This window comes from Geodermatophilus sp. SYSU D00696 (assembly GCF_054050235.1).
Genome location: NZ_JBJGYY010000039.1, coordinates 18,905 through 44,776, shown reverse-complemented (window position 1 = coordinate 44,776; position 25,872 = coordinate 18,905). Strand labels below are relative to the sequence as shown.

The following is a 25,872-nucleotide window of genomic DNA, read 5'->3' as shown; positions in this document are numbered from 1 at the left end:
GGTGCCCGACCTCACCCCGCAGCGCGAGGTCGGGCACCGCGCGGGGAGGGCGGCCGCCCCGTGCGCGTCGAGGAGCGCCGCGGTCAGCCGCCGTAGAGCACGAAGCCGGCCACCCGGCGCCCCGCGTCGTCGGCCGGGGTCGCCATCTCGACCTGTCGCCGTGCCTGCTCCTCGACCGGGTCGTCCGACAGCGCCTGCAGGTAGCGCCGGTGCTCGGCCAGCGAGGCCACCGCCCGGTCGACGACGGCGGTCACGTCGACGGTGTGGGTCACCCCCACGGGCGTGGAGACGGCGGTCCACCGCACGCCCTGCCACGGCTCCGGGTCGGCCAGTTCGGGGAAGATCCACTCGTTCGCCGCGTCGCCCACGGCGTCGAGCACCGCGCGGCCCAGCACCCTGTGGTCGGCGCTGTTCCAGTACGCGGGCGCGGTGCCCGGCGGCGTCCAGGTGTCCCCGAAGTGCATCGTCACCACCAGCTCCGGCCGGTGCCGGCGGATCGCCGCGGCCAGCGACCGCCGCAGGTCCAGACCCTCGACCAGCCGGCCGTCGGGATGGCCGAGGAACTCCACCACCGAGACGCCCGCCACCGCCGCGGCCGCCCGCTGCTCCCGCTCACGCAGCGGCCCGGCCGCCTCCGGCGGCAGACCGGCGATGCCGGCCTCCCCGCTGGTGGCCAGCACGTAGCGCACGTCGCGCCCGGCGGAGGTCCACGCGGCGACGGCGGCCGCGCAGCCGTACTCGATGTCGTCGGGGTGGGCGACGACGACCAGCGCGCGCTCCCAGTCCTCCGGCAGCGGCTGGGTCACGCCCGCCCCCGGGCCACGCGCAGCGCCGCGGCGATCATCGGCACCTGCAGCGGCAGCCGCACCACCCCGGCCGCCAGCAGCGCCGGCCGCCCGCGCGCCACCCGCAGGTGGTGCAGGTGCGCGGGCAGGAACGACGCCAGCAGGACCGCGGCCGCCCAGCCCCCGGCCCGCCGGCTCGGCGACGCGGACAGCAGCGCGGCGGTGGCCACCTCGGCGACCCCGCTGCCCAGCACCCAGCCGCGCGCGTCCCCGAGCTCCGGTGGCACCAGCCACTCGTAGGTCCGCGGCCGCACCAGGTGCAGCACGCCGGAACCGCCCAGGGCGGCGGCCAGCCAGGTCGCGGGCGCGGGCGGTCGCATGCGGCCACCGTAGGCTGCCGCTCCGTGCCCGTCGCCGACCTGCTCGTCGCCGCCGCGGTGGCGCTGGCCGCGGGCGTCGTCAACTCCATCGCCGGCGGCGGCTCGCTGATCCTCTTCCCCACCCTGGTGGCGCTGGGCCTGCCGACCGTCGCGGCCAACGTGACCAACTCGGTCGCGCAGTGGCCCGGTTACCTCGGCGGGATGGCCGGGTTCCGCCGCGAGTACGCCGGCCAGGGCGGGCGGCTGGCCCGCCTCGGCGTCGTCTCGGTCCTGGGCGGGACGGCGGGCAGCGTGCTGCTGCTCACCACACCCAGCGCGGCCTTCGACGTCGTCGTCCCGGTGCTGGTGCTCCTGGCCAGCCTCCTGCTGGCCGTGCAGCCGCTGCTCACCCGCCGGCTGCGGGACCGGGACGGCGCCACGGTGCGCGACCCGCGGTGGCTGTACCTCGCGCTGTTCCTCGCCACCGCCTACGGCGGCTACTTCGGCGGGGCGCTGGGCGTGATCCTCGTCGCCGTCCTCGGCACGGCGCTGCACCGGCTGCCGCTGGCCAACGCGCTGAAGTCGGCGCTGTCCGCGGTGACGGCGACGGTCACGCTGGTGGTGTTCGGGCTCTTCGGCCCGGTCGCCTGGCAGGTGGTCGCCGTCGCGGCGCCGGCGAGCCTGGTGGGCGGCTTCGCCGGCGCTCGCATCGCCAGCCGCATCCCCGCGACGCCACTGCGGGTGCTCATCGTCGTCTTCGGCGTCGTGGTGTCGGTGTACCTGTTCAGTCGGATCTGAGGGTCATTCGCCGCCGCGGCCGGGCTCGCCGATGGCGATCATCGCCTCCACGGCCCGGCGGGCACGGGCGGCGGTGTCCGGGTCGACGTCCACCGCGCCCTCACCGGTGCGCAGCGTGTGCAGCAGCTTGGCCGGGGTGATCATCTTCATGTAGCGGCAGGCCGCGCGCTCGTTCATCGGGATGAACGCCGTCCCGCTGTTCAGCGAGCGCAGCTGGTGCAGGATGCCGACCTCGGTGGCCACCAGCACCTGGCCCGACGACGTCCGCGCCGCCGCCTCGACCATGCCGCCGGTGGAGAGCACGCGGGTGCGGTCGGCGGGCAGGTCGCCGTGGCTGACCAGGTCGAGCACCGAGGTGGTGCAGCCGCACTCGGGGTGCACGAGGATCTCCGCGTCGGGGTGCGCGGCCACCTGCGCCCGCACGTCGGCCGGGCTGATGCCGGCGTGCACGTGGCACTCCCCCGCCCACACGTGGATGTTCGACCGGCCGGTCACGCGCTTGACGTGCGCGCCGAGGAACTGGTCGGGGCAGAACAGGATCTCCCGGTCCTCGGGGATCGAGCGGATGACGTCGGCGGCGTTGGACGACGTGCAGCAGATGTCGGTCTCTGCCTTCACCGCGGCGGTGGTGTTCACGTAGCTGACGACGACGGCGCCGGGGTGTTCGGCCTTCCACTCGCGCAGCTGCTCGGCGGTGATCGAGTCGGCCAGCGAGCAGCCGGCGGCGTGGTCGGGCAGGAGCACCGTCTTGTCCGGCGAGAGGATCTTCGCCGTCTCGGCCATGAAGTGGACGCCGCAGAAGACGATCTCCCGCGCGTCGGTCTGCGCCGCGACCCGGGAGAGGTAGAGCGAGTCGCCGGTGAAGTGGGCGACGTCCTGGATCTCGGGCACCTGGTAGTTGTGCGCGAGCACGACCGCGCCGCGCTCCTCGGCCAGCCGGCGGACCTCGGCGGCCCAGGTCTCGAACTCGGCGGGCGACAGGGTGCGCTCGTCACCGATGGCGGCGGGGGCGGCGGGCGCGGAGGTCGCGGTCACGGGGGCTCCTCGGAGGGGAAGGGGCTCTCATGGTGCCCCGCCCGGCGTCCGGTGCGGCAGCGTGGGGTCGCCGGGGCGGGCCGTTCGGTGCAACACCCGCCCGCCCGGCCCGCTTCCCCGTCAGCGCCGCACGTCGTAGACCAGGTGGGTCACCCGCCTGCCCTGGACCACCTGGGGGTCCTCGAACTGGATCTCCGGCGGGCCACCGGCGCCGAAGTACGGCTTGCCCGAGCCCAGGACCACCGGGACGAGGGCGAGCACCACCCGGTCGACCAGGCCCGCCCGCAGCGCCTGCCCACCGACGTCCCCGGCGCTGACCGTGACGTCGCGGTCCCCGGCGAGCTCCCGGGCCCGCTCGATCCCGGTCCGCACGTCGGGCACGAAACTGAACGGCGCGGTGCCCAGGTGCGGCCAGCCGTCGGCGGGCCGGTGGGTGACCACGACGACGTGCTCGCCGCTGGGTGGCACGCCCTCCCAGCCGTTGGTGATGTCGAACAGCCGGCGCCCGCAGACCATGACGCCCACCCCGGATGCCACGGCCTGCATGAACTCCGCCGTCTCCTCGGTCACGCGGAAGGGCCGGTCCGGGTCGCTGAAGGTCATCTCGACGTCGCCGTTCTGGTACCAGTCGAACAGCGGCCCGGGCATGTCGTCGTCCCTGCCGACGAACCCATCGAGCGACACCGCCGCGAACAGCACGACCCGTCCCATCGCCTGCCTCCTCGCTCGCGGCCCCCGGACGGGGCCGGCTGCAGTGGAGACCGCCCCGACGTGTTCAACTCATCGGTTGAACACGTTCCGCGCGAGATCGGCGCTCTCGTGGCGATCACGCGCTGATGGCCACGAGACCGCCGATGTCGTGGCGGGGGGCGGCACCTCAGCGCAGGTGCGACGTGTCGTTGACCAGCCGGACCGACGTGCGGCCGTCGGAGCTCCACGCCACCGTCGACAGCGCCGCGGCCTCGAGGAACACCCGGTGCACCACCTCGTCGCCGACGCCGAGGCCCGCGGCCAGCAGCAGCTTGATCGGCGTCACGTGGCTGACCACGAGCACGGTCCGCCCGGCGTGCCGCTCCAGCAGCCGCGCCCGCGCCCGGGCCACCCGCCGGGACACGTCGGCCACCGACTCACCACCCGGCGCGGCCACCGTCACGTCGGCCGCGAACCGCCGGACCGCGAGCGGGTGCCGCTGCCGCGCCTCGGTGGCGGTCAGCCCCTCGAGGTCGCCGAAGTCGAGCTCGGCGAGGTCGTCGTCGACCTCGACGTCGAGGCCGAGCGCGGCGGCCACCACCCCGGCGGTCTCCCGGGTGCGGCGCAGCGGGGAGGCGACGACCACCTCGATGCCCAGCTCCTTGGCGCGGACGGCGGCCGCCTCGGCCTCGGCCCGCCCGGTGGCCGACAGCGGCAGGTCGTTGCGGCCGCTGTACCGGCGTTCGGGGGTGTGCTCGGTCTGCCCGTGCCGCAGCAGGTGGGTGACCGTGGTGACGACGGGAGCGGGCTCGGCGGCGGGCTGGACGTCGTCGGCCACGACCGCGGGCTCGGCGACGGCGTCGCGGTGCACCGGCCGGCCGTCCATCGCGCTGTTGGCCAGCGCGTCGGCGGCGCCGTTCTGCGCGCGCGGCACCCAGGTGTAGCGGACCCGGCCCAGCTGGCGGGCGATGTCGCGGGCCTGCACGGCCAGCTTCTGCATGTCCGGGTGCTTGATCTTCCAGCGGCCCGACATCTGCTCGACGACGAGCTTGGAGTCCATCCGCACCTCGACGTCGGCGCCCGGGTGGAGGTCGAGCGCGGCCTGCAGCCCGGCCACCAGGCCGCCGTACTCGGCCACGTTGTTGGTGGCCCGGCCGACCGCGGCGGCCCGCTCGGCCAGCACCCGGCCGGTGTCCGCGTCGCGGACCAGCGCGCCGTACCCGGCCGGGCCGGGGTTGCCGCGCGAGCCGCCGTCGGCCTCGACGACCAGCCGGCGCGTCACAGGCCCGACTCGGCGGTGCGCACCAGGATCCGGCCGCAGTTCTCGCAGCGGACCACCTCGTGCGGGTCGGCGTTGCGGACGGCGGCCAGCTCCTTGCCGAACAGCTCGATCCGGCACCCCTGGCACTGGCGGGCCTTGAGCACCGCCGCGCCGGTGGTGCCCGTCTGGGCGCGGATGCGGTCGTAGAGCGCCAGCAGCGCGTCGGAGATGCCGACGGCGATCTCGGCGCGGGCGGCCTCGTGGCGGGCGGTGGCGTCGGCGATGTCGGCGAGGGCGTCGTCGCGGAGCTGCTCGGCCCGCTCGCGGTCGGCGACGGCCGAGGCGCGGCCCTCCTGGGCGGCGACCAGGGCGGCGTCGGCGGTCTCGCGGCGCTCCATCAGCTCGAGCACCTGGTCCTCGAGGTCGGACTGGCGCCGGCCGAGCGAGGCCAGCTCCGACTGCAGCGAGGTGATCTCCTTCGCCGTCACCGCGCCGGAGTCGATCCGGGACCGGTCGCGCGCCGCCCGCTGCCGGACGGTCTCGACGTCGGCCTCCAGCCGCTTCTGGTCCCGGTCGAGGTCACGCACCTCGGTGTCGGCGCGCACCTCGGCCTCGGAGAAGGTCCGCTCGGCCTCCGCCGCGGCGTCGACGGCGGCGATCTCCGGCAGCGTCCGCTTCCGGTGGGCGAGCTGGGTGAGCGCGACGTCCTCGTCGGCCAGCGCCAGGAGCTTCTGCTGCTCGAAGTGGTCGGCCTTCACCCGGCCAACCTACCTTCGGCCAGGGCGCCCTCCCGTCGTGCCGGGCGGGGCGGACTCCAGCGGGTCGGGCAGCTCGCGGAACGTCGGGTCCTCCCGCTCGGCGGTGTAGTCGGTGTCCTGCGTCCCGTCGACGCCGTCGTCGACCCGGGCCGCGCGCAGCGCCACCGTGACCAGCACGGTGACCAGCAGGTTGACCAGCAGCGCGAGCAGGCCGGTGTACACGGTGTAGGTGGTGTCCAGGCCCAGCTTCGACAGCGCGAACGACGACCCGCCGAAGTGCTCGCGCACCACCGTCCCGTCCGGGCCGAGCCGGGGGGTGTTGTAGAGCATCAGCAGGCCGGCGGTCATGCCGGCGACCCAGCCGGCGATCAGCCCGCCGCGGTGCATCCACCGGGTGTAGAGGCCCAGCGCCACCGACGGCAGCGTCTGCAGGATGATCACGCCGCCGATGAGCTGCAGGTCGATGGAGAACTGCGGGTCGATGAAGAGGATGGCCGCCACGGCGCCGAACTTCACGACCAGCGACACGATCTTGGCGACCTGCGCCTCCTGCCGCGGGGTGGCGTCCTTCTTGAGGAACTCCTTGTAGATGTTGCGGGTGAACAGGTTGGCCGCGGCGATCGACATGATCGCCGCCGGCACCAGCGCGCCGATGCCGATGGCGGCGAAGGCGATGCCGGCGAACCAGCTCGGGAACATCTCCTGGAACAGCACCGGGACGACCGTGTTGCCGTCCTCGCCGATCGGCGTCACGCCGGCCGCGATCGCCATGAAGCCCAGCAGCGCGATGAAGCCCAGCGCCAGGCTGTAGACCGGCAGCGCGCTCATGTTGCGCTTGAGCACGTCGCGGTTGCTGGCCGCCAGCAGCCCGGTGATCGAGTGCGGGTAGAGGAACAGTGCCAGCGCCGAGCCCAGCGCCAGGGTGGCGTAGCCGAGCTGGCCGCTGGCCGGGAGCAGCAGGCCCGCCCCCGTGCCGGCGGAGAACTTCTCCTCCGCGGCGCCGAAGATCGCGTCCCACCCGCCGAGCTTCGACGGGATGACGATGACCGCCACGATGATCGTCAGGTAGATCAGCGTGTCCTTGACGAAGGCGATCAGCGCCGGCGCCCGCAGCCCGGAGTTGTACGTGTAGAGCGCCAGGATCACGAACGCGACGATGAGCGGCAGCTCGCCCTCGACGCCCATCGCCTTGAGGATCGCCTCGATGCCGACCAGTTGGAGGGCGATGTAGGGCATCGTCGCGACGATCCCGGTGAGGGCCACCAGCAGCGCCATCGTCGGGGAGTCGAACCGGGAGCGCACGAAGTCGGCCGGGGTGACGAAGCCCCGCACGTGGCTCACCGACCACAGCCGGATCACCACCAGGAACACCAGCGGGTAGATGACCACGGTGTAGGGGACGGCGAAGAAGCCGGCGGCACCGGCCCCGAACATGAGCGCGGGGACGGCGACGAAGGTGTAGGCGGTGTAGAGGTCACCGCCGAGCAGGAACCAGGTGATCCAGGTGCCGAAGTTGCGCCCGCCCAGCCCCCACTCGTCGAGGTGCATGAGGTTCTCCGCGCGCCGCCAGCGCGAGGCGACGAACCCCAGGACGGTGACGACGAGGAACAGGACGATGACGATCGACAGCTCGACGACGTTGACCCCGTCCACGGCTCAGCGCTCCCTGTCCCGCTCGACGGCGGCGCGGGCGGCGGCCCGCTCGGCCGGGCTGCGCCGGGTGGCCCGGTAGACGACCACGGTGGTCAGCACGCCCAGGCCGACGAACGCCAGCTGCAGCCAGTAGAAGAGCGGCCAGCCGAACAGGGTCGGCTCGACGCTGTTGTAGAGGGGCACCAGCAGCGGCACCACGATCGGCACCAGCAGCAGCCAGTTCCACGGGCTGCGGTCGCTCCGCCGGGGGACCGCACCCCCTGACGGCGGTCGTTGGGCGGTGGCCACGGCGTCCTCCCGTCTCAGCCGGCCGCGCTGGCCGGGTCCCCTCCTGCCGACCGGCCCCGGTGCACCGTCCAGGGGTCCGTGCGGTGCCGCGAGGCGGCGGCCCCGACCCTGCCGGACAGGTCCGCGGCCAGCACCTCGGCGGCCACGGGCACCCAGGGCCACTCGGTCGCGAAGTGTGCCACGTCACACAGCGCCGGGCCCCTCGACTCCTGGGACTCCGACACCGGGTGGTGCCGCAGGTCGCTGGTGAGGAACACGTCGGCCCCCGCGGCCGCCGCCTCGGGCAGCAGCGAGCCGCCGCTGCCCCCGCAGACGGCGACCGTGCGCACCGGCCGGTCCGGGTCGCCGGCCGCGCGGACCCCGCCCTCGGTGGCCGGCAGCACCGCGGCGGCGTGCGCGGCGAAGGCGGCCAGCGTCGTCGGCTCGGCCAGCTCGCCCACCCGGCCGAGGCCCTGGCGGGAGCCGGGCGCGGCCGGCTGCAGCGGCCGGGTGCCGGTCAGCCCGAGGACGGCGGCGAGCGCGTCGTTGACGCCGACGTCGGCGGCGCGGTCGGCGTTGGTGTGCGCCACGAACAGCCCGCAGCCGGCGCGCACCAGCCGGTGCACCAGCCGGCCCTTCGGGTCGTCGGCCGGGACGCCGTGCACCGGGGTGAGGAACAGCGGGTGGTGGGTCACCAGCAGCTGCGCGCCACGTTCGACCGCCTCGTCGACGACGGCGGCCACGGGGTCGACGGCGACCAGCACCCGCTCCACCGGCTCGGCGGGGTCGCCGCACACCAGGCCGACGGCGTCCCAGCTCTCCGCGAGCGCGGGGTCGTAGCGGGCCTCCAGCGCGGCGACGACCTCGCCCAGGGTGGCGGTCACGGGCGCCGACCCTAGGTCAGACGGAGCGGCCCATCACGACGCGGCGGCCGTGGACCGCGAGGCCCATCGCCGCCTCCCGGTCGACCAGCGCCGCCAGCTCCGGCCCGGGGTCGGTGATCTCGGTGAAGCCGCGCACGGCGTACCACGGCGCGTTCCACGGCACGTCGGCGTAGGTGGTCAGCGTGACCCGTGCCGCCCCGGCCTCCCGCGCGGCCCGCACGGCGGCGTCGAGCAGGGCGGTGCCGAGCCCGCGCCGTCCCGCCGACGGGTGCACCGAGAGCTGTTCGAGGTGCACGTCGCCGTCCACCCGCTCCAGGACGGCGAACCCGGTGGCCGGGCGGCCGGCGACCAGCACCCGCCAGGCGGCCGCCCGCTCCTGCGGGGTCTGCGGCGGCGGGAGGTCGGCGAAGCCCAGCGGCTCGAACAGGGCGTCCGCGGCGGCCTCGATGCCGGGGAGCAGCTCGAGGTCGGCCGGCTCCGCGACGCGCACGTCGGCGTCCACGCCGTCAGGCCGCCGTCGGGGCCGAGTGCTCCACCATGCGCCGCAGCATGCCGGGCACCACCCGCGCGTGGAACGGGCGGACCGCCGCGAAGTACGCCCGGCCCAGGGCGTTGTGCCGCCGGACGACCGTGACGGCGACGAGCTCGTGCCCGTCCGCGGCGGGGCGCACGTGCAGGACCAGCCGGAAGTCCAGGTGCCGGTCGTCGACGCCGAGCACCACCGTGTCCGCGGCGGTCGAGTGCACGGGGAAGATCCCCGTCGGCCCGGTGCGCAGACCCAGGGGCCGGACCACCAGCGTCCGCACGGCCATGAGCGCCCGCACCCACGCCGGGACGGCGGCCGGGCCGAACGCGGCGAGCCAGTCGCGGACGTCGGTCGAGGCCCCCGCCGGGACGGGCGCGGCGAAGGCGTCGGCGAAGTCGGCGCCGTCGAGGGCCGCGGCGGCGACCAGTCCCGGTGGCACGGCGACCGCGCGCGGGCGGGGCCTCGCGACTGCTGCACCGGGGGTCACGGGCCACCTCCGTACGCTGCCGTATGGCCGTCCGTACGGTAGCGTACGGACGTGCCCCCACGGGAGAGGTTGTCGGCGGAGGACTGGGCCCGGGCGGCGGTGGAGGCGCTGGGCCGTGGCGGCCTGGCCGCGGTGGCCGTCGAGCCCCTCGCCACCCGCCTCGGGGCGACCAAGGGCAGCTTCTACTGGCACTTCGCCAGTCGTGACGCCCTCGTCGACGCCGCCCTGGAGCTGTGGGAGCGGGCGCACACCGACGCCGTGATCGCCGACCTCGACCGGCTGGCCGACCCCCGCGAGCGGCTCCGCGCGCTGGCCGGCCACACGCTCGACCACGCCGGCGGCGGTGACCCCGTCGTCTCGCTGCTGCGCGACGTGGACGACCCGCGCGTCGTCCGGGTGCTCGCCGCGGTCACCCGGCGCCGGGTGGAGTACGTGCGCGCGCTGCTCGTCGAACTCGGCGTCCCGCCCGCGGAGGCCGGGCGCCGGGCGACCCTCGCCTACGCGGCATACGTGGGCTGGTGGCAGGTGCGCGCCGTCGCGCCGGAGCTGGCCCCGGCGGGCGAGGCGTCGGAGCGCCACGCGCGGGTCCTGCTGGAGGTCCTGCTGCCCGGGGACCGGCCGGGGGCCTGGGCCGACGCCGACCGTCCTGGCTGACCGCGGCGCACTCCGGCTCACCGCAGCGGGTCATCCCTGACCGCAGCGCGTCCTCGTGCACCGCAGCGCGTCCTCCCGCACGTCCCACCGTGAGGGAGGACGCCGCACGATCAGGTCACCTGATCCCGGCGGCCCTCCGCCCCGGGTGAGACGCTGCCGGACGTGGCGGACCGGTCGCTGCGCGCCCCGGCGTGGCTCGAGGAGCTGGTGCGCACCTCTCCCCCGCCGGTGCCGTGGCGCGACGTCGCACGGTTCGCCGTCACCGTGCCCGCCCCGCTGGCCCTGGCGCTCGCCGTCGGCGGGGAGGCGGCCCTCGGCGCCGGGGTCTTCGCCACCACCGGGGCGCTCGCGGCCACCCTGGCCCCGCAGGGCGGACCGCGGCGCGACCGGTTGCGCCGCACCGCGGCCGCCGTCGGCCTGGGCGCGGTCGGCCTCGTCGCCGGGCAGTACGCGGCCGGAGGCGGGGTCCTGCCGGTGGTCGTCGTCGCGCTGCTGGCGCTGGCCGCGGCGCTGATCAGCGGGATCGGCTCGGCGGCGTCCCTCGGCGCGCTGCAGCTGCTCATCTACACGGCCTTGGCGTCGGGCCTGGTGACGCCGCTGTCCCCGGCGGTGGAGGTGGCGTGGTTCGCGGCCGGCGCGGCGTGGGCGACCCTGGCCACCGTCGTGCAGGCGGCGACCGAGCCCAGCGACCCCGACCGCAGCGCGGTGGCCGCCGTCCTCACCCGTATCGCCGGGCTGCTCACCGCCGTCGGCACCGAGGAGACCGACGACGCCCGTCGCGACCTGACCACCGCGCTCAACGACGCCTACGACCGGGTGATCCGCAGCCGCAGCCTCGCGGCGGGGCGCAACCGGGAGCTCGCCGAGCTGGCCGGGGTGCTCAACGCCACCGCGCCGCTGGTCGAGGCGGCCGTCGCCTCGGCCCGCGCCGGCGTGCACGCCGACCCGCACGACGTCACCGCGGTGCACGCGCTCGCCGCCGCGGTGACCGGGAGCCGCGAGCTGCCCCCCGCGCGGCCGCCGTCCCTCGAGGAGGGGCCGGCGCAGCGCCGCGCGGTGCGGCACGGGGTGCGGCTGGCCTGGGCGGTGGTCGGCGACCCGGAGGAGCGGGCGGGGGCCGCCGTCGACCCCGCGCGGCCGTCCTGGCGGGAGCGGCTGCGCGACCTCGCCGACCGCACGCTCGGCAGCGCCGACACCCGCGACTTCGCCCTGCGCCTGGTGCTGTGCATGACGATCGCCGAGGTCGCCCGCCAGCTGCTGCCCATCGAGCGGCCCTACTGGGTGCTGCTCACCGTGGCGATCGTGCTCAAGCCCGACTACGGCTCGGTGTTCACCCGGGCGGTCCAGCGCGGCGCCGGCACGCTGCTCGGCGTCCTCATCGGCTCGCTGCTGCTGTCGGTCCTGCCGCGCGACGGCTGGGTGGTGGTCGCGATGGCCGTCGCGGCCGGGCTGCTGCCGTGGGCGCGTGGCGCCAACTTCGGCCTGTTCTCGGTGTTCCAGACGCCGGTGATCATCCTGCTGCTCGACCTCGCCGACCCCGGCGGTCCGGGCCTGGTCGGCGCCCGGCTGGTCGACACCCTCATCGGCTGCGCGATCGTGCTGGTCGCCGGCTACCTGGCCTGGCCCTCGACCTGGCGGGCCCCGCTGGACGAGGCGCTGCGCGCGGCCGCGTTGGCCCTCGACGCGTTCGTCGGCGCGGCCTTCGGCGGCGACCCCACGACCCGGCGGCGGTCGCGGCGGCGCACCTACCGGGCGCTGACCGAGCTGCACACCCAGCTGCAGCGCCGGCTGGCCGAGCCGCCGCCGGTGAGCACCCGCGCCGCGGCGTGGTGGCCGGTCATCGTGCAGCTCGAGCGCACCGCCGACGCGGTCACCGAGGCGGTCATCGCCGTCGGCCAGGGCGGTCCCTCCCCCGACCCGGACCAGGTGGCGGTGCTGCGCCGCGCGCTGCGCGAGCTGGAGGACGACGTCCGCGCGCACCGGCCGCCCGACGACGCCGAGATCCTCGCCGACGGCGTGCTCGCCCCGGTGGCGCGCGAGGTCGACGCCGCCCGCCGGCTCGTCCGCGACGCCGCACCCGGCCGCCGCGCCGAGGACGTCACCCGCCGCGGCTGAGAGACGGCCGTCACTCCCGGTTGCCGGGACCGCGCCGCGCGCCTGTCATGGACGGATGCGCCGCCGCCGACGGACCCCCGCGCCTGTCCCCCGCATCCCGGCCGTTCCCGGCATCGACGGTCCCCCACCGCCGGGATCGCGCACCGTCCGCACCGACGACGGCGTCGACCTGCACGTCGAGTTCGACGGCCCCGAGGCCGCGCCGCTGACCGTGGTGTTCTGCCACGGGTTCACCGCCCGCCTCGGCGAGTGGGAGCTGCAGCGGCAGGCGGTCCGCGACCGCGCGCGGCTCGTGCTGTGGGACCACCGCGGGCACGGCCGGTCGGGCTGGGCCGCCCCGACGACGGCGACGATCGACCGCACCGCCCGCGACCTGGGTCAGGTCCTCGACGCCGTCGTCCCGGCCGGGCCGGTGGTGCTCGCCGGGCACTCGATGGGCGGGATGACGATCATGGCGCTGGCCCGGCAGCGGCCGGAGCTGTTCGGCACCCGCGTCGTCGGGGCGTTCCTGCTGGCCACCTCCGCGGGCGGGCTGGTCTCCGCCGGCCTGCTCGGCACGGTGGTCCGGGTGATGCGGGCACTGCGGCTGCTGCCGCTGTACCTGTGGTGGCTGCGGCTGCTCGCCCCGCTGCTCGAGCGCTACCGGCGCCGCGGCACCCGGATCGGCCACCGCTTCGTGCGCACGTACCTGTTCGGCAGGGACGACGCGACCCCCGAGGCGGTGCGGGCCGTGCAGGAGATGCTCGAGGAGACGCCGCTGACGATCACCATGGCCTTCTACGGCACGTTCCTCGACCACGACGAGACCGCGGCGCTGCCGGTGCTCGGCCGGGTGCCGGTCACCGTCGTCGCCGCGGAGCACGACCGGCTGACCCCGGCCGCACACGGCCGCCGGCTGGCCGAGCTGCTGGGGCCGCGCGCCGAGCTCCTCGTCGTCCCCGGCGCCGGGCACAGCGTCAACCTCACCCGCACCGCGGTCGTCGACGCCGCGCTCGTCGCCCTCCTCGACCGGGTGGGGACGGCTGGCTCCGGCGAGGCCCGGCAGGCAGGCTGAACCCGACCGGTGCCCACCGTGTCCCGCGCTCCACGCCCGTGTTACGCCGGGCGACCTGCGGGACAGGTACCGGACGAGACCGTCTCGTCGAGCCCGAGGAGTGACCCCCCGTGGACCGCCTGAGCGCCACCGATGCCGGCTTCTACTACGCCGAGACCGAGAACGCGCCGCTGCACGTGGGCTCCGTGGCCGTGTTCGAGGGCCCGGCACCGTCCTACGGCGACCTGGTGCGGCTGCTGCTGAGCAAGCTGCCGCTGGTGCCGCGGTACCGGCAGCGGGTGCGCGAGGTGCCGCTCAACCTGGGCCGGCCGCTGTGGGTCGACGACCCGCACTTCCAGATCCTCTACCACGTGCGGCACACCGCCCTGCCGAAGCCGGGCGGGCGGGAGCAGCTGCGCAACCTCGCCGGGCGCGTGCTCGGCCAGCGGCTGGACATGGCCAAGCCGCTGTGGGAGGTGTGGCTGGTCGAGGGCCTGGAGGACGACCGCTGGGCGATCATCTCCAAGGTCCACCACTGCATGGTCGACGGCGTCGCCGGCACCGACCTGATGCAGGTCATGTTCGACCTCGACCCCGAGGCCGAGCACGCGGCGCCGCGGGACTGGACACCGCAGCGCAGCCCCTCGGGCCTGGCGATGGCGGCCGGCGCGGTGGCCGAGACGGTCACCACGCCGCTGCGCCAGCTCACCTCGCTGCCCGGCCCGCAGGCGGTGACCGGCGGCGCGCGGAGCCTGGTCAAGGGCGCCCGCGCGGCGGCGGCCGGGCTGCCCACGCTGGCCCGGCAGGCGCTCACCCCGCTGGCCCGCACGCTCACCGGCCCGATCGGCCCCCACCGGCGGTGGGCGTGGGCCGACGCCGAGCTCACCGAGCTCAAGACCGCGCGCACCGCGCTCGGCGGCACCGTCAACGACGTCGTGCTCACCGCTATCACCCGCGGCTTCCGCGACCTGCTGCAGGGCCGCGGCGCACTCGGCGGGGACACCGTCGTGCGCACCATGGTCCCGATCTCGGTGCGCAGGGAGGACGAGCGGGGAGCGCTGAACAACCAGGTGACGGCGGTGTTCGTCGACCTGCCCGTCGGCGAGCCCGACCCGCTGGCCCGGCTGACCTCGATCCGGCGGCAGATGGACGAGTACAAGCAGACGATGCAGGCGGTCGACGCCCGGTCGATCATCGCGATGGGCGACTACGTGTCCCCCACGCTGCTCTCCCTGGGGGTGCGGGCGGCGGCACAGGGCGGGCAGATGTGGTGCCAGGCGGTGACCACCAACGTCCCCGGACCGCGCGTCCCGCTCTACGTGCTCGGCCGGCGCATGGTCTCGTCGTACCCGTACGTGCCCATCGCCGGCGGCACCCGGATCTCCATCGGCATCTTCAGCTACCTCGACTCGATGACGTTCGGGATCAACACCGACTTCGACGCCTTCCCCGACGTCGACGTGCTCTCCGAGGGGATCCGCCGCGGGGTCGACGAGCTCGTCGGGCTGGCGCAGGGCCAGCAGGCAGCGGCGGCCCGGTGAACCGGTTGCGGCCGGGAGGGGTCGGGTAGCCGAACGGCGTGACCGCACCCGAGAAGGACCTGACCGTCGCCGTCACCGGCCCCACCGGAACCTTCGGGGAGGGGCTGGTGCCCCTCCTGCAGGCCGACGACCGGGTGGAGCGGGTCGTGGGCATCGCCCGCCGGCCCTTCGACCCGGCGGCCCGCGGCTGGACGAAGATGGAGTACCGGCAGGGCGACGTGCGCGACACCGCCGCGCTGCGCGAGGCCTTCGCCGGTGCCGACGTCGTCGTGCACCTGGCGTTCCTCATCACCGGCAACGCCTCCCGCCAGACGACCCGCGCCATCAACGTCGACGGCACGCTCAACGCCTTCCGGGCCGCCGCGGCGGCCGGTGCGCGCCGGTTCGTCTACGCCTCCTCGCTCGCCGCCTACGGCTTCCACCCGGACAACCCGGTGGGCATGACCGAGGACTGGCCGGTGCGCCCGGCGTCGCGGCTGTTCTACGCGCAGGAGAAGGCCGAGCTCGAGCAGCTGCTGCAGGCCGAGGCGGAGGCGCACCCGGAGCTGTCCCTGTACCTGCTGCGCCCGCCGGTGGTGCTCGGCCCGCACACCGTGGGAGCCAAGGACCTGCTGCCCGGCCCGCTGGCCCCGCTCGGGCGCTGGCTGGCCGAGCAGAGCACCCGGCGGCTGCCGGTGCCGGTCCCGGTCGCGGTGCCGGCCCTGCCGCTGCAGTTCGTGCACGAGGACGACGTCGGGCAGGCGCTGCTGCAGTGCGTCGTGGCCGCCGGCCCGCCCGGGGCCTACAACATCGCCGGTGACGGCGTCCTGACCGCCGCCGACGTCGCCCGCGAGTACGGCGCCCTCCCGCTGCCGCTGCCCGCGGCGCCGGCGCAGCTGGCCGCGCGGGCGGTGTCGCGGCTGCCGTTCCTGCCGCCGGCGGCCGAGTGGGTGGAGGCGGCCAGCCACCCGGCGATCATGGACACGACCAAGGCCCGTGAGCAGCTGGGCTGGCGGCCGCGCTACACCGGCCTGGAGGCGCTGCGCTCCACCCTCCGCTCGGGGTGAGCGCGGCTTCCGCCCGGGACGCCGGACCGGCAGGCTCGGCGTCCCGCGGGCGGAGCCGCGACCGCCGCCGGCCGGTGACCCGGCAGCCCCCCGAGCAGGCCGGCGACGAGACCGCAGAGAGGTGCACATGACCAGGCTGGTGGACGCCGACGTCCCGACCATCGTGCTGGCCGACGTGACCAGCGAGGTGGAGCGCCGGCTGGTCGCCGAGGCGCTGCCCGCCGACGGCGACCGCGTGACCGTGCTGCCGCTGCACGGCACGGCCCTGCACGAGGCCCTCGACGGGGCCTCCCCGGACACCGTGGTCACGGCGGTCCGGGTGGCGTGGGCGCCGCGCCGTCCGCCCGCCCCGGCCCCGGGCCGCAGCCGGCGCGGGCGGCTGCACGACGCCCGCCCCTCGCTGCTGCGCCGTCCCCCGGCCGCCCTGCAGGCCGCCGCGCTGCGCCGCGACCCCGAGCGCGCCCGGGTGGTGGTCGCGGAGCCGGCCACCGTGGCCGAGCTGACCTGCCGCTGGGACGGCGGCGGCGCGCTGCCCGACTTCGTCGCCCAGCAGGCCGAGCTGGCGCTGGACCGGGCCGAGCGCTCGGTGGTCGGCGACCGGGCCAAGGTGCCGCGGCACGTGGCCGAGGCCATCCAGTACAGCCCCGAGTTCCGCGGCGAGGTGGCCGCCCTCGCCGAGCGTCTGGAGCGCCCGGAGGAGGAGGTCTACGCCGAGGCGGTCGAGGACCTCGGCAGCCTGGTCGCGGCGATGGACCCGATGGCCGTCGAGCTGTTCACCGCGCTGCTGCGCCCGGTCCACGCCCGCGCCTGGGACGTGCAGGCCGACACCGCGCGGCTCGACGACCTGCGCGAGCTCAACCGGCGGCACCCGCTGGTGTTCCTGCCCAGCCACCGGTCCTACGTCGACCCGCTGGTGCTCGCCGACGTGCTCGCCGCGCACGACTTCCCGCGCAACCACGTGCTGGGCGGGGACAACCTGCGCTTCTGGCCGGTCGGGCCGATCGCCAAGCGTGCCGGGCTGGTGTTCATCCGCCGCAGCTTCGGCGACGACCAGGTCTACAAGCTCGCCGTCCGGGAGTACTTCGCCTTCCTGCTGGCCAAGCGGTTCAACCTCGAGTGGTACATGGAGGGCGGCCGGACCCGCACCGGGAAGCTGCGCCCGCCCCGGCACGGGCTGCTGCGCTACGTGGCCGACGCCGTCGAGCGGGGCCGGGTCGACGACGTCTACGTCGTCCCGGTGTCGATCACCTACGACCAGCTGCGCGAGGTCACCGGCATGGCCGCCGAGCAGGGCGGTGCCGCCAAGCGCGGCGAGGGGCTGTCGTGGATGGCCTCCTACATCCGCGAGCAGGTGCGCACCCCGCTGGGCACGGTGCACGTCGGGTTCGCCGAGCCGCTGTCGCTGGCCGCGGCGCTGCGCAACGGCGCCGACCCGGCCGACCCCGACGCCCGCCGGCTGACCCTGCAGAAGGTCGCGTTCCAGGTCGCCGTCGGTATCAACGCGGTCACCCCTGCGACGGCGACGGCGCTGGTCACCCTGGCGCTGCTCGGCGTGCGCGACCGCGCGCTGACGCTGGGCCAGGTGCAGCGGGTGCTCGAGCCGCTGCTGGCCTACCTGACCGAGACCGGCCGCCCGCACTCGGGCTCGGCGCTGGCCACCGCCCAGGGCGTGCAGCGCGTGCTCGGTGCGCTCGCGCAGCAGGGCGTGGTCACCGTCTACGAGGGCGGCGAGGAGCCGGTCTACGCCATCGAGCGCGGCCAGCACCTGGTCGCCGCCTTCTACCGCAACAGCGCCATCCACCACGTCGTCGACCGGGCGATCGCCGAGCTGGTGATGCTGCGCGACCCGGTCGACCGGTGGGAGGAGGCCTTCCGGCTGCGCGACCTGCTGAAGTTCGAGTTCTTCTTCCCCGAGCGGGACGCCTACCGCGAGGCGCTGACCGCCGAGCTGGAGCGGCTGGACCCGCACTGGGAGACCGCCGACGGCCGCGAGGTGCTCTGCGGGGCGCCGCTGCTGTTCGCCCACCGGGTGCTGCGCTCGTTCGTCGACGCGCAGCTGGTGGTCGCCGAGCGGCTGGCCGCCCGCGACCCGCGCTCGCCGGTGGTGCAGGCGGACTTCCTCGCCGAGTGCAGCGGCGTGGGGCAGCAGATGCTGCTGCAGGGCCGGCTGCACGGGCCGGAGTCGCTCTCCCGCGAGCTGTTCGCCAGCGCCCTGCAGCTGGCCGCCAACCTCGACCTGGTCGACCCCGGCCGCGAGGAGCTGGCCCGCCGCCGGCAGGAGTGGGCCGCTCAAGTCCGCGACGTCGTCGGCCGAGTAGGAGTGATCGACGAGTTGGACGCCGCGTCGCGGCGGGAGAACGTGGGGGTGGAGCCGTGAGCGCCGACCAGGAGACGGCGACCGGCGGGCTGCGCGAGAACGCCGCGGCGATGGCGCGGAGCAACGTGTGGACCGAGGAGCAGCTGATCGCCGACGTCGAGGCCGCGCCCCCCGGGCCCCGCGTGGGCGCCTTCTTCGACTTCGACGGCACCGTCATCGACGGCTACTCGCTGGCCGCCTTCGCCCGCCACCACCTGCGCTCGCTGGAGGTGACGCCGAACGCGCTGGGGCAGCTGCTGCTGTCCGGCCTGCGCGGGGTCACCACCGAGGAGGACTTCGAGCGGTTCACCGTCCTCGGCATGCGCGCCTGGGCCGGCCGCAGCGAGGACGAGCTGGTCGAGCTCGGGGAGCGGCTGTTCGTCCAGGGCATCGCCGGGTCGCTGTTCCCCGAGGCCTGGCGCCTGGTCACCGCCCACCTCAACGCCGGGCACACCGTCGTCCTGGCCTCCTCGGCCACCCGCTTCCAGGTCGAGCCGGCCGCCCGCGCCCTCGGCGTGGAGCACGTGCTGGTCTCCCCCGTCGAGATCGTCGACGGCGTCTGCACCGGCCGCCCCGGCGGGCCGCTGCTGTGGCGCAAGGGCAAGGCCGCCGCCGTGCGCGCCTTCGCCGAGGAGCACGGCATCGACCTGCTGCAGAGCTACGCCTACTCGAACGGCGACGAGGACGTGCCGTTCCTGCGCACGGTCGGGCGGGCCCGCGCGCTCAACCCCGGCAAGGGGCTCGCCGCCGCCGCCCGCCACTACTCGTGGCCGGTCGCCCGCTTCCGCCGGCGCGGGCAGACCTCGCCGGTCGACCTCGCCCGCACCGTGGCCGGCGTCGGCGGCATGGTCGGCGGCTTCGCCACCGGCCTGGCCGTCGGCGCGCTCAACGGCTCCCGGCGCGAGGCGGTCGACCTGGGCATCACCCTCGCGGGTGAACTCGGCAGCGCGCTGGCCGGCGTCCGGCTCGACGTCCAGGGCGCCGAGCACCTGGCCACCCGGCCGGCGGTCTTCCTGTTCAACCACCAGAGCCAGCTCGACGTCCTGGTGCTGGCGAAGCTGCTGCGCGGCGGGTTCACCGGCGTGGCCAAGAAGGAGCTGGCCCGGACGCCGGGCTTCGGGCTCGCCTTCCGCCTCGCCGACGTCGCCTTCGTCGACCGCGGCGACCCCGCCCAGGCCCGCAAGGCGCTCGAGCCCGCGGTGGAGCGGCTGCGGGAGGGCATCTCGCTGGTCGTCGCGCCCGAGGGCACCCGGTCGGCCACCCCCACCCTCGGCCCGTTCAAGAAGGGCGCCTTCCACGTCGCCATGCAGGCCGGCGTCCCGATCGTGCCGATCGTGCTGCGCAACACCGGCGAGCTGATGTGGCGCGGCGCGACCACCATCCACCCGGGCGTGGTGCAGGTCCGCGTGCTCCCGCCGGTCCCGACCGAGGGCTGGACCGTCGAGCAGCTCGACGAGCGGATCGCCGAGGTGCACGACCAGTACCTGCGCACCCTGGCCAACTGGGGCGGCCGCGGCGAGCGCCCGGTGGTCAGCGAGGAGCCGACCGCCGGCGAGCCCAGCCGCAGCCCCGCGCCGCCGCTGGACTGGGGCAGCGCGCCGGAGATGAACCCGCTGGAGACGGCGATGTGGCGCGCCGAGGTGGCCGACCCGCGGCTGCGCGCCAACGTCGCGCTGCTCGAGCTGCTCGACCCCGCGCCCGACTGGGAGCGGCTGCGCGCCGCCCACGAGTGGGCCTCGCGGATGGTGCCGCGGATGCGCCAGCGGGTGGTGGAGCCGGCGCTGGGCATCGGCACCCCGCGGTGGGTGACCGTGCCCGAGCTCGACCTCGACGCGCACGTGCGGCGGGTCCGGCTGGAGGCCCCCGGCTCGATGCGCCAGCTGCTCGACGTCGTCGGGGAGTTCGTCTCCGCGCCGCTGGATCGCGACCGGCCGCTGTGGCAGGCGATGCTCGTCGAGGGGCTCTCCGACGGTCGGGCCGGCTACGTCGTCAAGACCCACCACAGCACCACCGACGGGCTGGGCGCGGTCCAGCTCATGGGCAAGCTGCACAGCCGCACCGCCGAGCACGACCCGGCCCGCCCCGAGCCGCCCGTCCCCACGCCCGACGACGGCGTCTCGCGCACCGGGCTGCTCACCGAGCAACTGGTCGGCACGGCCCGCTCCGCCCCGCTGGCCGTGCTGCGCCGCGGGGTCGACGCGCTGACCGCGGGCGGGCGGCCCTGGGACCTGGTCGGCTCCGCGCTGGGCTCGGTGCGCTCGGCCGGGCGCACGCTCACCCCGCCGGGACCGGGCTCGACCCTGCTGACCCCACGCGGCGGCGACTGGCACCTCGAGGTCCTCGAGGTGCCGCTGGCCGACCTCAAGGCCGGGGCCAGGGCGGCCGGCGGCTCGCTCAACGACGGCTACCTCGCCGCGGTGATCGGCGGGTTCCGCCGCTACCACCAGCGGCACGGGGCACCGCTGGGCACGCTGGCGATCGGCATCCCGATCAGCCTGCGCGCCCAGGACGCGCCCGAGGGCGGCAACCGCTTCACCGGCGCCCGCTTCCCGGCGCCCCTGGACGAGGCCGACCCCACCGTCCGCATCCAGGCCCTCCGCGAGTTCGTCATGTCGGTGCGCGGCGACGCGAGCTCCAGCGTGCTCAACGACCTCCTGGCCCCGACGCTGAGCTGGCTGCCCGCCCCGGTGATCGGCGCGGTCTCCGGCCAGCTGACCAGCGCCAACGACGTCCAGGTGTCCAACGTGCCGGGCGTGACCCACCCGGTCTACATCGCCGGCTCGCGGATCGACCGGATGTACCCGTTCGGCCCGCTCCCCGGCTGCGCGGCGATGATCACGCTGCTGTCGCACGAGGCGCAGTGCTGCATCGGGATCAACGTCGACTCCGCCGCCGTCACCGACCCGGCCGGGCTGGTGGCCGACCTGCAGGCGGGACTGGACGAGGTGGTGGCCCTGGCTGGGGTGTGAGGGGCGGCGGATACGGTACTGGACCGGGAGTAACCCGCGTCACAGTCCCCACCGCCGGGAGCGTCCATGAGCTTCAACCTCGCCACCATCCTGCGGGAGTCCGCCCTCGCCCAGCCGGACAAACCGATGCTCCGGCTCGGGCCGCTGACCCTCACCTACGGGCAGGTCGACCAGCTCTCGGCGCAGGTCGCCGCGGGGCTGCAGGCCGCCGGGCTGCAGCGCGGCGACACCGTCGCGCTGCAGCTGCCCAACGTGCCGCAGTTCGTGCTCGCCTACTTCGGAGCGCTGCGCGCCGGGCTGACCCTCGTCCCGCTCAACCCGCTGCTCAAGGCGCCCGAGGTGGCCTACCACCTGTCCGACAGCGGGGCGCGGCTGCTGGTCACCTTCGACGCGTTCGCCGACGAGGCGGTCAAGGGCGCGGCCGAGGCCGGCGACGTCCGCGTGTACGTGGTGCCCTCCCCCGGCGCGCAGGCGGACTCGCTGCCGGCGGACACCACCCCGTTCGACGCGCTCCTGGCCGGCGGCGCGGGCGCCGACGCGGCCGACGTCGAGCAGATGTCGCCCGACGACACCGCGGTGGTCATCTACACCAGCGGCACCACCGGCCGGCCCAAGGGCGCCGAGCTCACGCACTTCCAGGCGTTCATGGCGGCCACCGTCGCCGCCGACACCTTCCAGTACCGCGACGACGACGTCGGCATGGCGGTGCTGCCGCTGTTCCACGTCTTCGGCCTGTCCAGCGTGATGAACTGCGCGGTCCGCGCCGGGGCGACGCTGGTGCTGGTGCCGCGGTTCGAGGTCGGCGCCGTCCTCGACGCGATGGAGCAGCACCGCGTCACCGTGTTCTGCGGCGTGCCGACGATGTTCGTGGCGCTGATGCACGCCGACCTCAGCGGCCGCGACGTCTCCGCGCTGCGGGTGTGCGTCTCCGGCGGCGCCTCGATCCCCGGCGAGGTGATCAAGGGCTTCGAGGCGGCCTACGGGGCCACGGTCCTGGAGGGCTACGGGCTGTCGGAGACCTGCGCGATCGCCACCTTCAACCGCAGCGCCGAGGAGCGACGGGTGCTCTCGATCGGCAAGCGGCTGTGGGGCTGCGAGGTGCGCGTGGTCGACCCCGACGACCGGGAGCTGCCGCCCGGCCCCGACCACGTCGGCGAGATCGTGCTGCGCGGCCACAACGTCATGAAGGGCTACCTGAACCGGCCCGAGGCCACCGCCGAGGCGATGAAGGGCGGCTGGTTCCACACCGGCGACCTCGGCTACCGCGACGAGGAGGGCTTCTTCTTCATCGTCGACCGCAAGAAGGACCTGGTCATCCGCGGCGGGTTCAACGTCTACCCGCGCGAGATCGAGGAGGTCCTGCACGCCCACCCCGCCGTCCTCGAGGCCGCCGTCATCGGCCGGCCCGACGAGCGGCTCGGCGAGGAGGTCGTGGCCTACGTCAGCCTGCGCGCCGGCGCGTCGGCCGAGCCCGACGAGGTGATCGGGTTCTGCAAGGAACGGCTGGCGGCCTACAAGTACCCGCGCGAGGTGGTCGTGATCGACGAGCTGCCGAAGGGGCCCAGCGGCAAGGTGCTCAAGACCGAGCTGCGGAGCCGCTGACGGCGACCTCCCCCAGCCAGGTCAGCACGAGGTCGGCCAGGCGCTCGGGCACCTGCAGCTGCGGCACGTGCCCGACGCCGGCCATCTCCTCGTACCGCCAGTCCGGGTGCTCGGCGGCGACCTCCCGCGCGGCCGACACCGGCACCAGCCGGTCGCGGTCGCCCTGCACCAGCAGGACCGGGGCGGTCACCCGCGCCATCGCGCTCCGGTAGCGCTGCGGGCGGAGCAGGATCCCCAGCAGCGACCGGGCGGCGACGAGGAAGGCGCGGTCCATGCCGACGACGTCCTCGCGCTGCTCGAGCAGCGCCACCGCCCGGTCGACCACCGGCGCGGGCAGCTCGTCGGGGTCGACGCCGACCAGTCCGAGCATGGTCCGCACACGGGTGAGCGGCGTCTGGCGGGCGCGCCGCACGGACAGCACGCGCTCGCCGACACCCGGGATGGCGTAGAGGGCGAAGGTGGCGGCCACCAGCGGGTCCAGCCGGCGGCGGCCACCGGGCAGGGCCGGGTCGAGGAGCACCAGCGCCCGGACGGCGTCCGGGGCGGCCGCGGCGGTGAACAGCGAGACCATGCCGCCCATCGAGTTGCCCACGAGCACGGCCGGCTCGCCGACCACCTCGCGCAGGAACCGCTGGAGCACGGCCACGTTGGCCGGCACGGTGGCGCGGCGCTCACCGGGCTCGCTGCGGCCGAAGCCGGGCAGGTCCAGCGCCCACACCCGGGCCGACGGCGTCAGCAGCGGGGCGAGCAGGTCCCAGTTGCCGTGCGAGCCGCCCAGTCCGTGCACCAGGACGACGGCGGGACCGTCGTCGGCGCCGCCGTAGTCGACGACGTGGACCGGCCCTCCCAGGTCGACCGTCCTGCTCGTGCCCGGTGCGTGCTCCACTCGCCGTCCTCCCGCCGTCGTCAGCGCCCCGCGCGCCGACTCCGTACGGTTCCACGGCTCCGCGGCTGTCGCGCGGCGGGCTCCTGGGACCCCTGCGACCGGTGTGGTCTGCGCCACACTCTCCTCACCGGCGTTCCCGCGCGCCGGAACAGTCAGGTGTGACGGGTCCCCGAGAGTGGTACCCGGCCGTACGGCGGCGACGGGGCTGCCGGCGAGGAGGGCGACGTGGCACGAGAGCAGTTCCAGGGACCGGGTCTGCCGCTCTACCTCACGGAGGTCGGTCGCGCGTTCGCCGACTACGGCCTCTACCTCGCCGCCCGGCCGCTGCTGCCCCGCCTGCCGGTGGGCGACGGGCACCCGGTGCTCGTGCTCCCCGGGCTGATGGCCGACGACATGTCCACGGTGACCCTGCGCCGCGTGCTGCGGCGGCTCGGTTACCGCGTGCACGGCTGGCGGCTGGGCCGCAACATCGGGCCGACGGCGGAGTGCGTCGAGGGCATGGCCCGGCGCATCGAGGACCTCGGCGACCGCTACGGCCGGCCGGTCAGCCTCGTCGGGCAGAGCCTCGGCGGCATCTTCGCCCGTGACCTGGCGCGCAAGACCCCCGACGCGGTACGCCAGGTGATCACCCTCGGCAGCCCGTTCGCGCTGCGGGCCGACAGCCAGACCCGCGCCCACCGGGTGTTCGAGCGCTACTCGCACCTGCACGTGGAGCGGCGCACGCTCCCGCTCGAGAGCGAGGCGACGCCGATGCCGGTGCCCTCGACGTCGATCTACTCCCACCAGGACGGCATCGTCGCCTGGCAGGCCTGCCTGGGCCGGCTCTCGCCGACGTCGGAGAACATCGCCGTCCACGCCAGCCACCTGGGCATGGGGCACAACCCGGCGGTCATCTACGCGGTGGCCGACCGGCTCGCGCAGCCCGAGGGCACCTGGCGCCCGTTCCGCTGCTCCCTGGCGCTGCGCCCGGCCTTCCCGCGCCCCGACGTCCCCGAGTTCGCCTACCTCCCGCCCGTCGCGGCCTGAGGAGGAACTCCGCCCGGGTCACCTCACAGGCTCGGGTCGGACTCGAGTGCAGGACCGGCGGGTGACGTCCACGGATGGATCCGGGCTGCCGGCAGTCCATGACGTCACTGATCGGCCGATCCTGATCGCGGAGCCTCGAGTTCACGCAGCGGTCGAACCTGTACCTCTCGTGGCGTTCCGCCGCGCTGGTCTCCGACGACGTGGTGCCGGGCTCCTGGTCGGTGCTTGGCGTACCCCCGTCCCCGGCCGGGGGGTCCAGCGAGTCGCAGCCTCGGGATCGATCTCGGGACGACGGTCGTCGCCGCCGTCGCGAGGGACGGCGATGTCGAGACGGTCCTCTCGGGGACACGTCGGCGGTCGCGCACGTCGCGGTGCACGTCGCCGCGGACGGCTCGGTGACCGCAGGCGATGCAGCCGTCCCCCGAGCCGTCAGCGACCCGGGCCGGGTGAGGACCTCGAGCACCGGTCCCGGGTGCCCAACACCGGTGGTGGTCGGCGGCATGCCGTTCGCGGTGCCCGCCCGTCCGGGCACACTCCTTCGAGGCCGGCGAGGACCTGCCGGCACCGACCTCGGCGACGGGGTCTCCGACCTCACCGCCTTCCTGCGGACCGACCCGTCACCGCAGGGAGGCGGTGAGGTCCACGCTGTCGGCGCCGACGGCCCTGCACTCGAGGTCCAGCGGGCCCGACGAGACGCTCTGCCCGGGCGCGAGGGAGACGTCCTCCTCCCCGACGCGGAGGTCCGCCCGGCCGTCCCGCACCTCGAGGAAGGAGATCGCCGTGTCGAAGACGGTCGCTCTCGAACCGTTGCCCGCCAACGTCACGGAGCACGAGGTCCCGGAGCAGGACACGCGGCTGACGGAGGAGGAGCCGGCGGACGCCGTCGCGGTGGCTGCGGCCGACGCACTCCCGCCGGGAGAGCCCGGCGCGCCAGGAGAGCCTGACGTGCCGGCGGACCCCGGAGCGCCGGGCGAACCGGACGCGCCGGCGCCACCGGAGGTGCCGGCCGCACCAGAGGAGGCGCTCGAGCCGCCGGGGTCGCGCGAGGTCGAGCAGGCGGTCAACAGGACGAGCAGGAGCACCCCGGCGAGCACTCCGGGGTGGCGGCGCAGGGCGGGCCCTCCACGCGGCCAGCGCCGGC

General features: G+C 75.6%; 23 protein-coding genes. 10 read left to right on the top strand and 13 right to left on the bottom strand.

Features of this window, described 5'->3' with window-relative positions; genetic code table 11:
- Positions 1-83: 83 nt before the first annotated feature.
- Together ACI79O_RS20105 and ACI79O_RS20100 are read right to left on the bottom strand one after the other, a co-directional pair.
- Positions 84-806 carry a PIG-L deacetylase family protein gene (locus ACI79O_RS20105; RefSeq protein WP_456915006.1) on the bottom strand — a complete coding sequence of 241 codons (723 nt, stop codon included), beginning with the start codon at positions 804-806 and terminating at the stop codon, positions 84-86.
- On the bottom strand, positions 803-1,165 hold the full coding sequence (locus tag ACI79O_RS20100; protein WP_456892193.1) for a DoxX family protein: 363 nt from the start codon (positions 1,163-1,165) through the stop codon (positions 803-805). Before ACI79O_RS20100 ends, ACI79O_RS20105 begins: the two co-directional genes overlap by 4 nt.
- A gap of 24 nt (positions 1,166-1,189) precedes the next feature.
- On the opposite strand from ACI79O_RS20100, the gene ACI79O_RS20095 reads away from it, so the two are divergent.
- Positions 1,190-1,942: a sulfite exporter TauE/SafE family protein gene (locus ACI79O_RS20095; protein WP_456915005.1), complete on the top strand. Its 753-nt coding sequence runs from the start codon at positions 1,190-1,192 to the stop codon at positions 1,940-1,942.
- 3 nt (positions 1,943-1,945) lie between these two features.
- Here ACI79O_RS20095 and nadA read toward each other — a convergent pair whose 3' ends face one another.
- From nadA to ACI79O_RS20050, 9 genes are all read right to left on the bottom strand, one after another.
- A complete protein-coding gene (nadA, locus tag ACI79O_RS20090) occupies positions 1,946-2,977 on the bottom strand; it encodes a quinolinate synthase NadA (protein WP_456892197.1) in 1,032 nt (343 codons plus the stop codon).
- A gap of 120 nt (positions 2,978-3,097) precedes the next feature.
- Positions 3,098-3,688 carry a dihydrofolate reductase family protein gene (locus tag ACI79O_RS20085; protein ID WP_456892199.1) on the bottom strand — a complete coding sequence of 197 codons (591 nt, stop codon included), beginning with the start codon at positions 3,686-3,688 and terminating at the stop codon, positions 3,098-3,100.
- Positions 3,689-3,854: 166 nt separating this feature from the next.
- Entirely contained in the window at positions 3,855-4,949 is a 1,095-nt protein-coding gene (locus tag ACI79O_RS20080) for a bifunctional RNase H/acid phosphatase (RefSeq protein WP_456892201.1), read from the bottom strand.
- Positions 4,946-5,686, bottom strand: coding sequence for a zinc ribbon domain-containing protein (locus tag ACI79O_RS20075; RefSeq protein ID WP_456892203.1), 741 nt, complete (start codon positions 5,684-5,686; stop codon positions 4,946-4,948). Before ACI79O_RS20075 ends, ACI79O_RS20080 begins: the two co-directional genes overlap by 4 nt.
- 9 nt (positions 5,687-5,695) lie before the next feature.
- Positions 5,696-7,339 (bottom strand): monocarboxylate uptake permease MctP, encoded by a 1,644-nt coding sequence (gene mctP, locus ACI79O_RS20070; RefSeq protein WP_456915004.1) that lies wholly within the window; start codon positions 7,337-7,339, stop codon positions 5,696-5,698.
- 3 nt (positions 7,340-7,342) lie between these two features.
- On the bottom strand, positions 7,343-7,627 hold the full coding sequence (locus ACI79O_RS20065; RefSeq protein ID WP_456892207.1) for a DUF3311 domain-containing protein: 285 nt from the start codon (positions 7,625-7,627) through the stop codon (positions 7,343-7,345).
- 14 nt (positions 7,628-7,641) lie between these two features.
- On the bottom strand, positions 7,642-8,490 hold the full coding sequence (locus ACI79O_RS20060; protein WP_456892209.1) for a Nif3-like dinuclear metal center hexameric protein: 849 nt from the start codon (positions 8,488-8,490) through the stop codon (positions 7,642-7,644).
- A 16-nt stretch (positions 8,491-8,506) separates the two neighbouring features.
- Positions 8,507-8,992: a GNAT family N-acetyltransferase gene (locus tag ACI79O_RS20055; protein WP_456892211.1), complete on the bottom strand. Its 486-nt coding sequence runs from the start codon at positions 8,990-8,992 to the stop codon at positions 8,507-8,509.
- A gap of 4 nt (positions 8,993-8,996) precedes the next feature.
- On the bottom strand, positions 8,997-9,455 hold the full coding sequence (locus tag ACI79O_RS20050) for a DUF2867 domain-containing protein (protein ID WP_456915003.1): 459 nt from the start codon (positions 9,453-9,455) through the stop codon (positions 8,997-8,999).
- Positions 9,456-9,554: 99 nt separating this feature from the next.
- On the opposite strand from ACI79O_RS20050, the gene ACI79O_RS20045 reads away from it, so the two are divergent.
- From ACI79O_RS20045 to ACI79O_RS20010, 8 genes are all read left to right on the top strand, one after another.
- Positions 9,555-10,157: a TetR/AcrR family transcriptional regulator gene (locus ACI79O_RS20045; RefSeq protein ID WP_456915002.1), complete on the top strand. Its 603-nt coding sequence runs from the start codon at positions 9,555-9,557 to the stop codon at positions 10,155-10,157.
- Positions 10,158-10,319: 162 nt separating this feature from the next.
- Positions 10,320-12,272 (top strand): FUSC family protein, encoded by a 1,953-nt coding sequence (locus tag ACI79O_RS20040; RefSeq protein ID WP_456892217.1) that lies wholly within the window; start codon positions 10,320-10,322, stop codon positions 12,270-12,272.
- 55 nt (positions 12,273-12,327) lie between these two features.
- Positions 12,328-13,326: an alpha/beta fold hydrolase gene (locus tag ACI79O_RS20035; RefSeq protein WP_456915001.1), complete on the top strand. Its 999-nt coding sequence runs from the start codon at positions 12,328-12,330 to the stop codon at positions 13,324-13,326.
- 110 nt (positions 13,327-13,436) lie between these two features.
- On the top strand, positions 13,437-14,846 hold the full coding sequence (locus ACI79O_RS20030; protein ID WP_456914999.1) for a WS/DGAT/MGAT family O-acyltransferase: 1,410 nt from the start codon (positions 13,437-13,439) through the stop codon (positions 14,844-14,846).
- Between the two features lie 38 nt (positions 14,847-14,884).
- Complete coding sequence (locus ACI79O_RS20025; RefSeq protein ID WP_456875842.1) at positions 14,885-15,892, top strand: NAD-dependent epimerase/dehydratase family protein; 1,008 nt, start codon at positions 14,885-14,887, stop codon at positions 15,890-15,892.
- Between the two features lie 127 nt (positions 15,893-16,019).
- On the top strand, positions 16,020-18,269 hold the full coding sequence (locus tag ACI79O_RS20020) for a glycerol-3-phosphate 1-O-acyltransferase (protein ID WP_456914998.1): 2,250 nt from the start codon (positions 16,020-16,022) through the stop codon (positions 18,267-18,269).
- The gene (locus ACI79O_RS20015) at positions 18,266-21,217 is read left to right on the top strand and encodes a wax ester/triacylglycerol synthase family O-acyltransferase (protein WP_456892225.1); all 2,952 of its coding nucleotides are present in this window, start codon (positions 18,266-18,268) and stop codon (positions 21,215-21,217) included. Before ACI79O_RS20020 ends, ACI79O_RS20015 begins: the two co-directional genes overlap by 4 nt.
- Positions 21,218-21,283: 66 nt before the next feature.
- On the top strand, positions 21,284-22,819 hold the full coding sequence (locus tag ACI79O_RS20010) for a long-chain-fatty-acid--CoA ligase (RefSeq protein WP_456914997.1): 1,536 nt from the start codon (positions 21,284-21,286) through the stop codon (positions 22,817-22,819).
- On the opposite strand, the gene ACI79O_RS20005 is transcribed toward ACI79O_RS20010, so the two are convergent.
- Positions 22,794-23,705 (bottom strand): alpha/beta fold hydrolase, encoded by a 912-nt coding sequence (locus ACI79O_RS20005; RefSeq protein WP_456892229.1) that lies wholly within the window; start codon positions 23,703-23,705, stop codon positions 22,794-22,796. The genes ACI79O_RS20010 and ACI79O_RS20005 overlap by 26 nt on opposite strands.
- Positions 23,706-23,930: 225 nt before the next feature.
- Here ACI79O_RS20005 and ACI79O_RS20000 point away from each other — a divergent pair, with 225 nt between their 5' ends.
- A complete protein-coding gene (locus ACI79O_RS20000; protein ID WP_456892231.1) occupies positions 23,931-24,731 on the top strand; it encodes an esterase/lipase family protein in 801 nt (266 codons plus the stop codon).
- Between the two features lie 617 nt (positions 24,732-25,348).
- On the opposite strand, the gene ACI79O_RS19995 is transcribed toward ACI79O_RS20000, so the two are convergent.
- Positions 25,349-25,555 (bottom strand): hypothetical protein, encoded by a 207-nt coding sequence (locus ACI79O_RS19995; protein ID WP_456914996.1) that lies wholly within the window; start codon positions 25,553-25,555, stop codon positions 25,349-25,351.
- Positions 25,556-25,872: the final 317 nt, after the last annotated feature.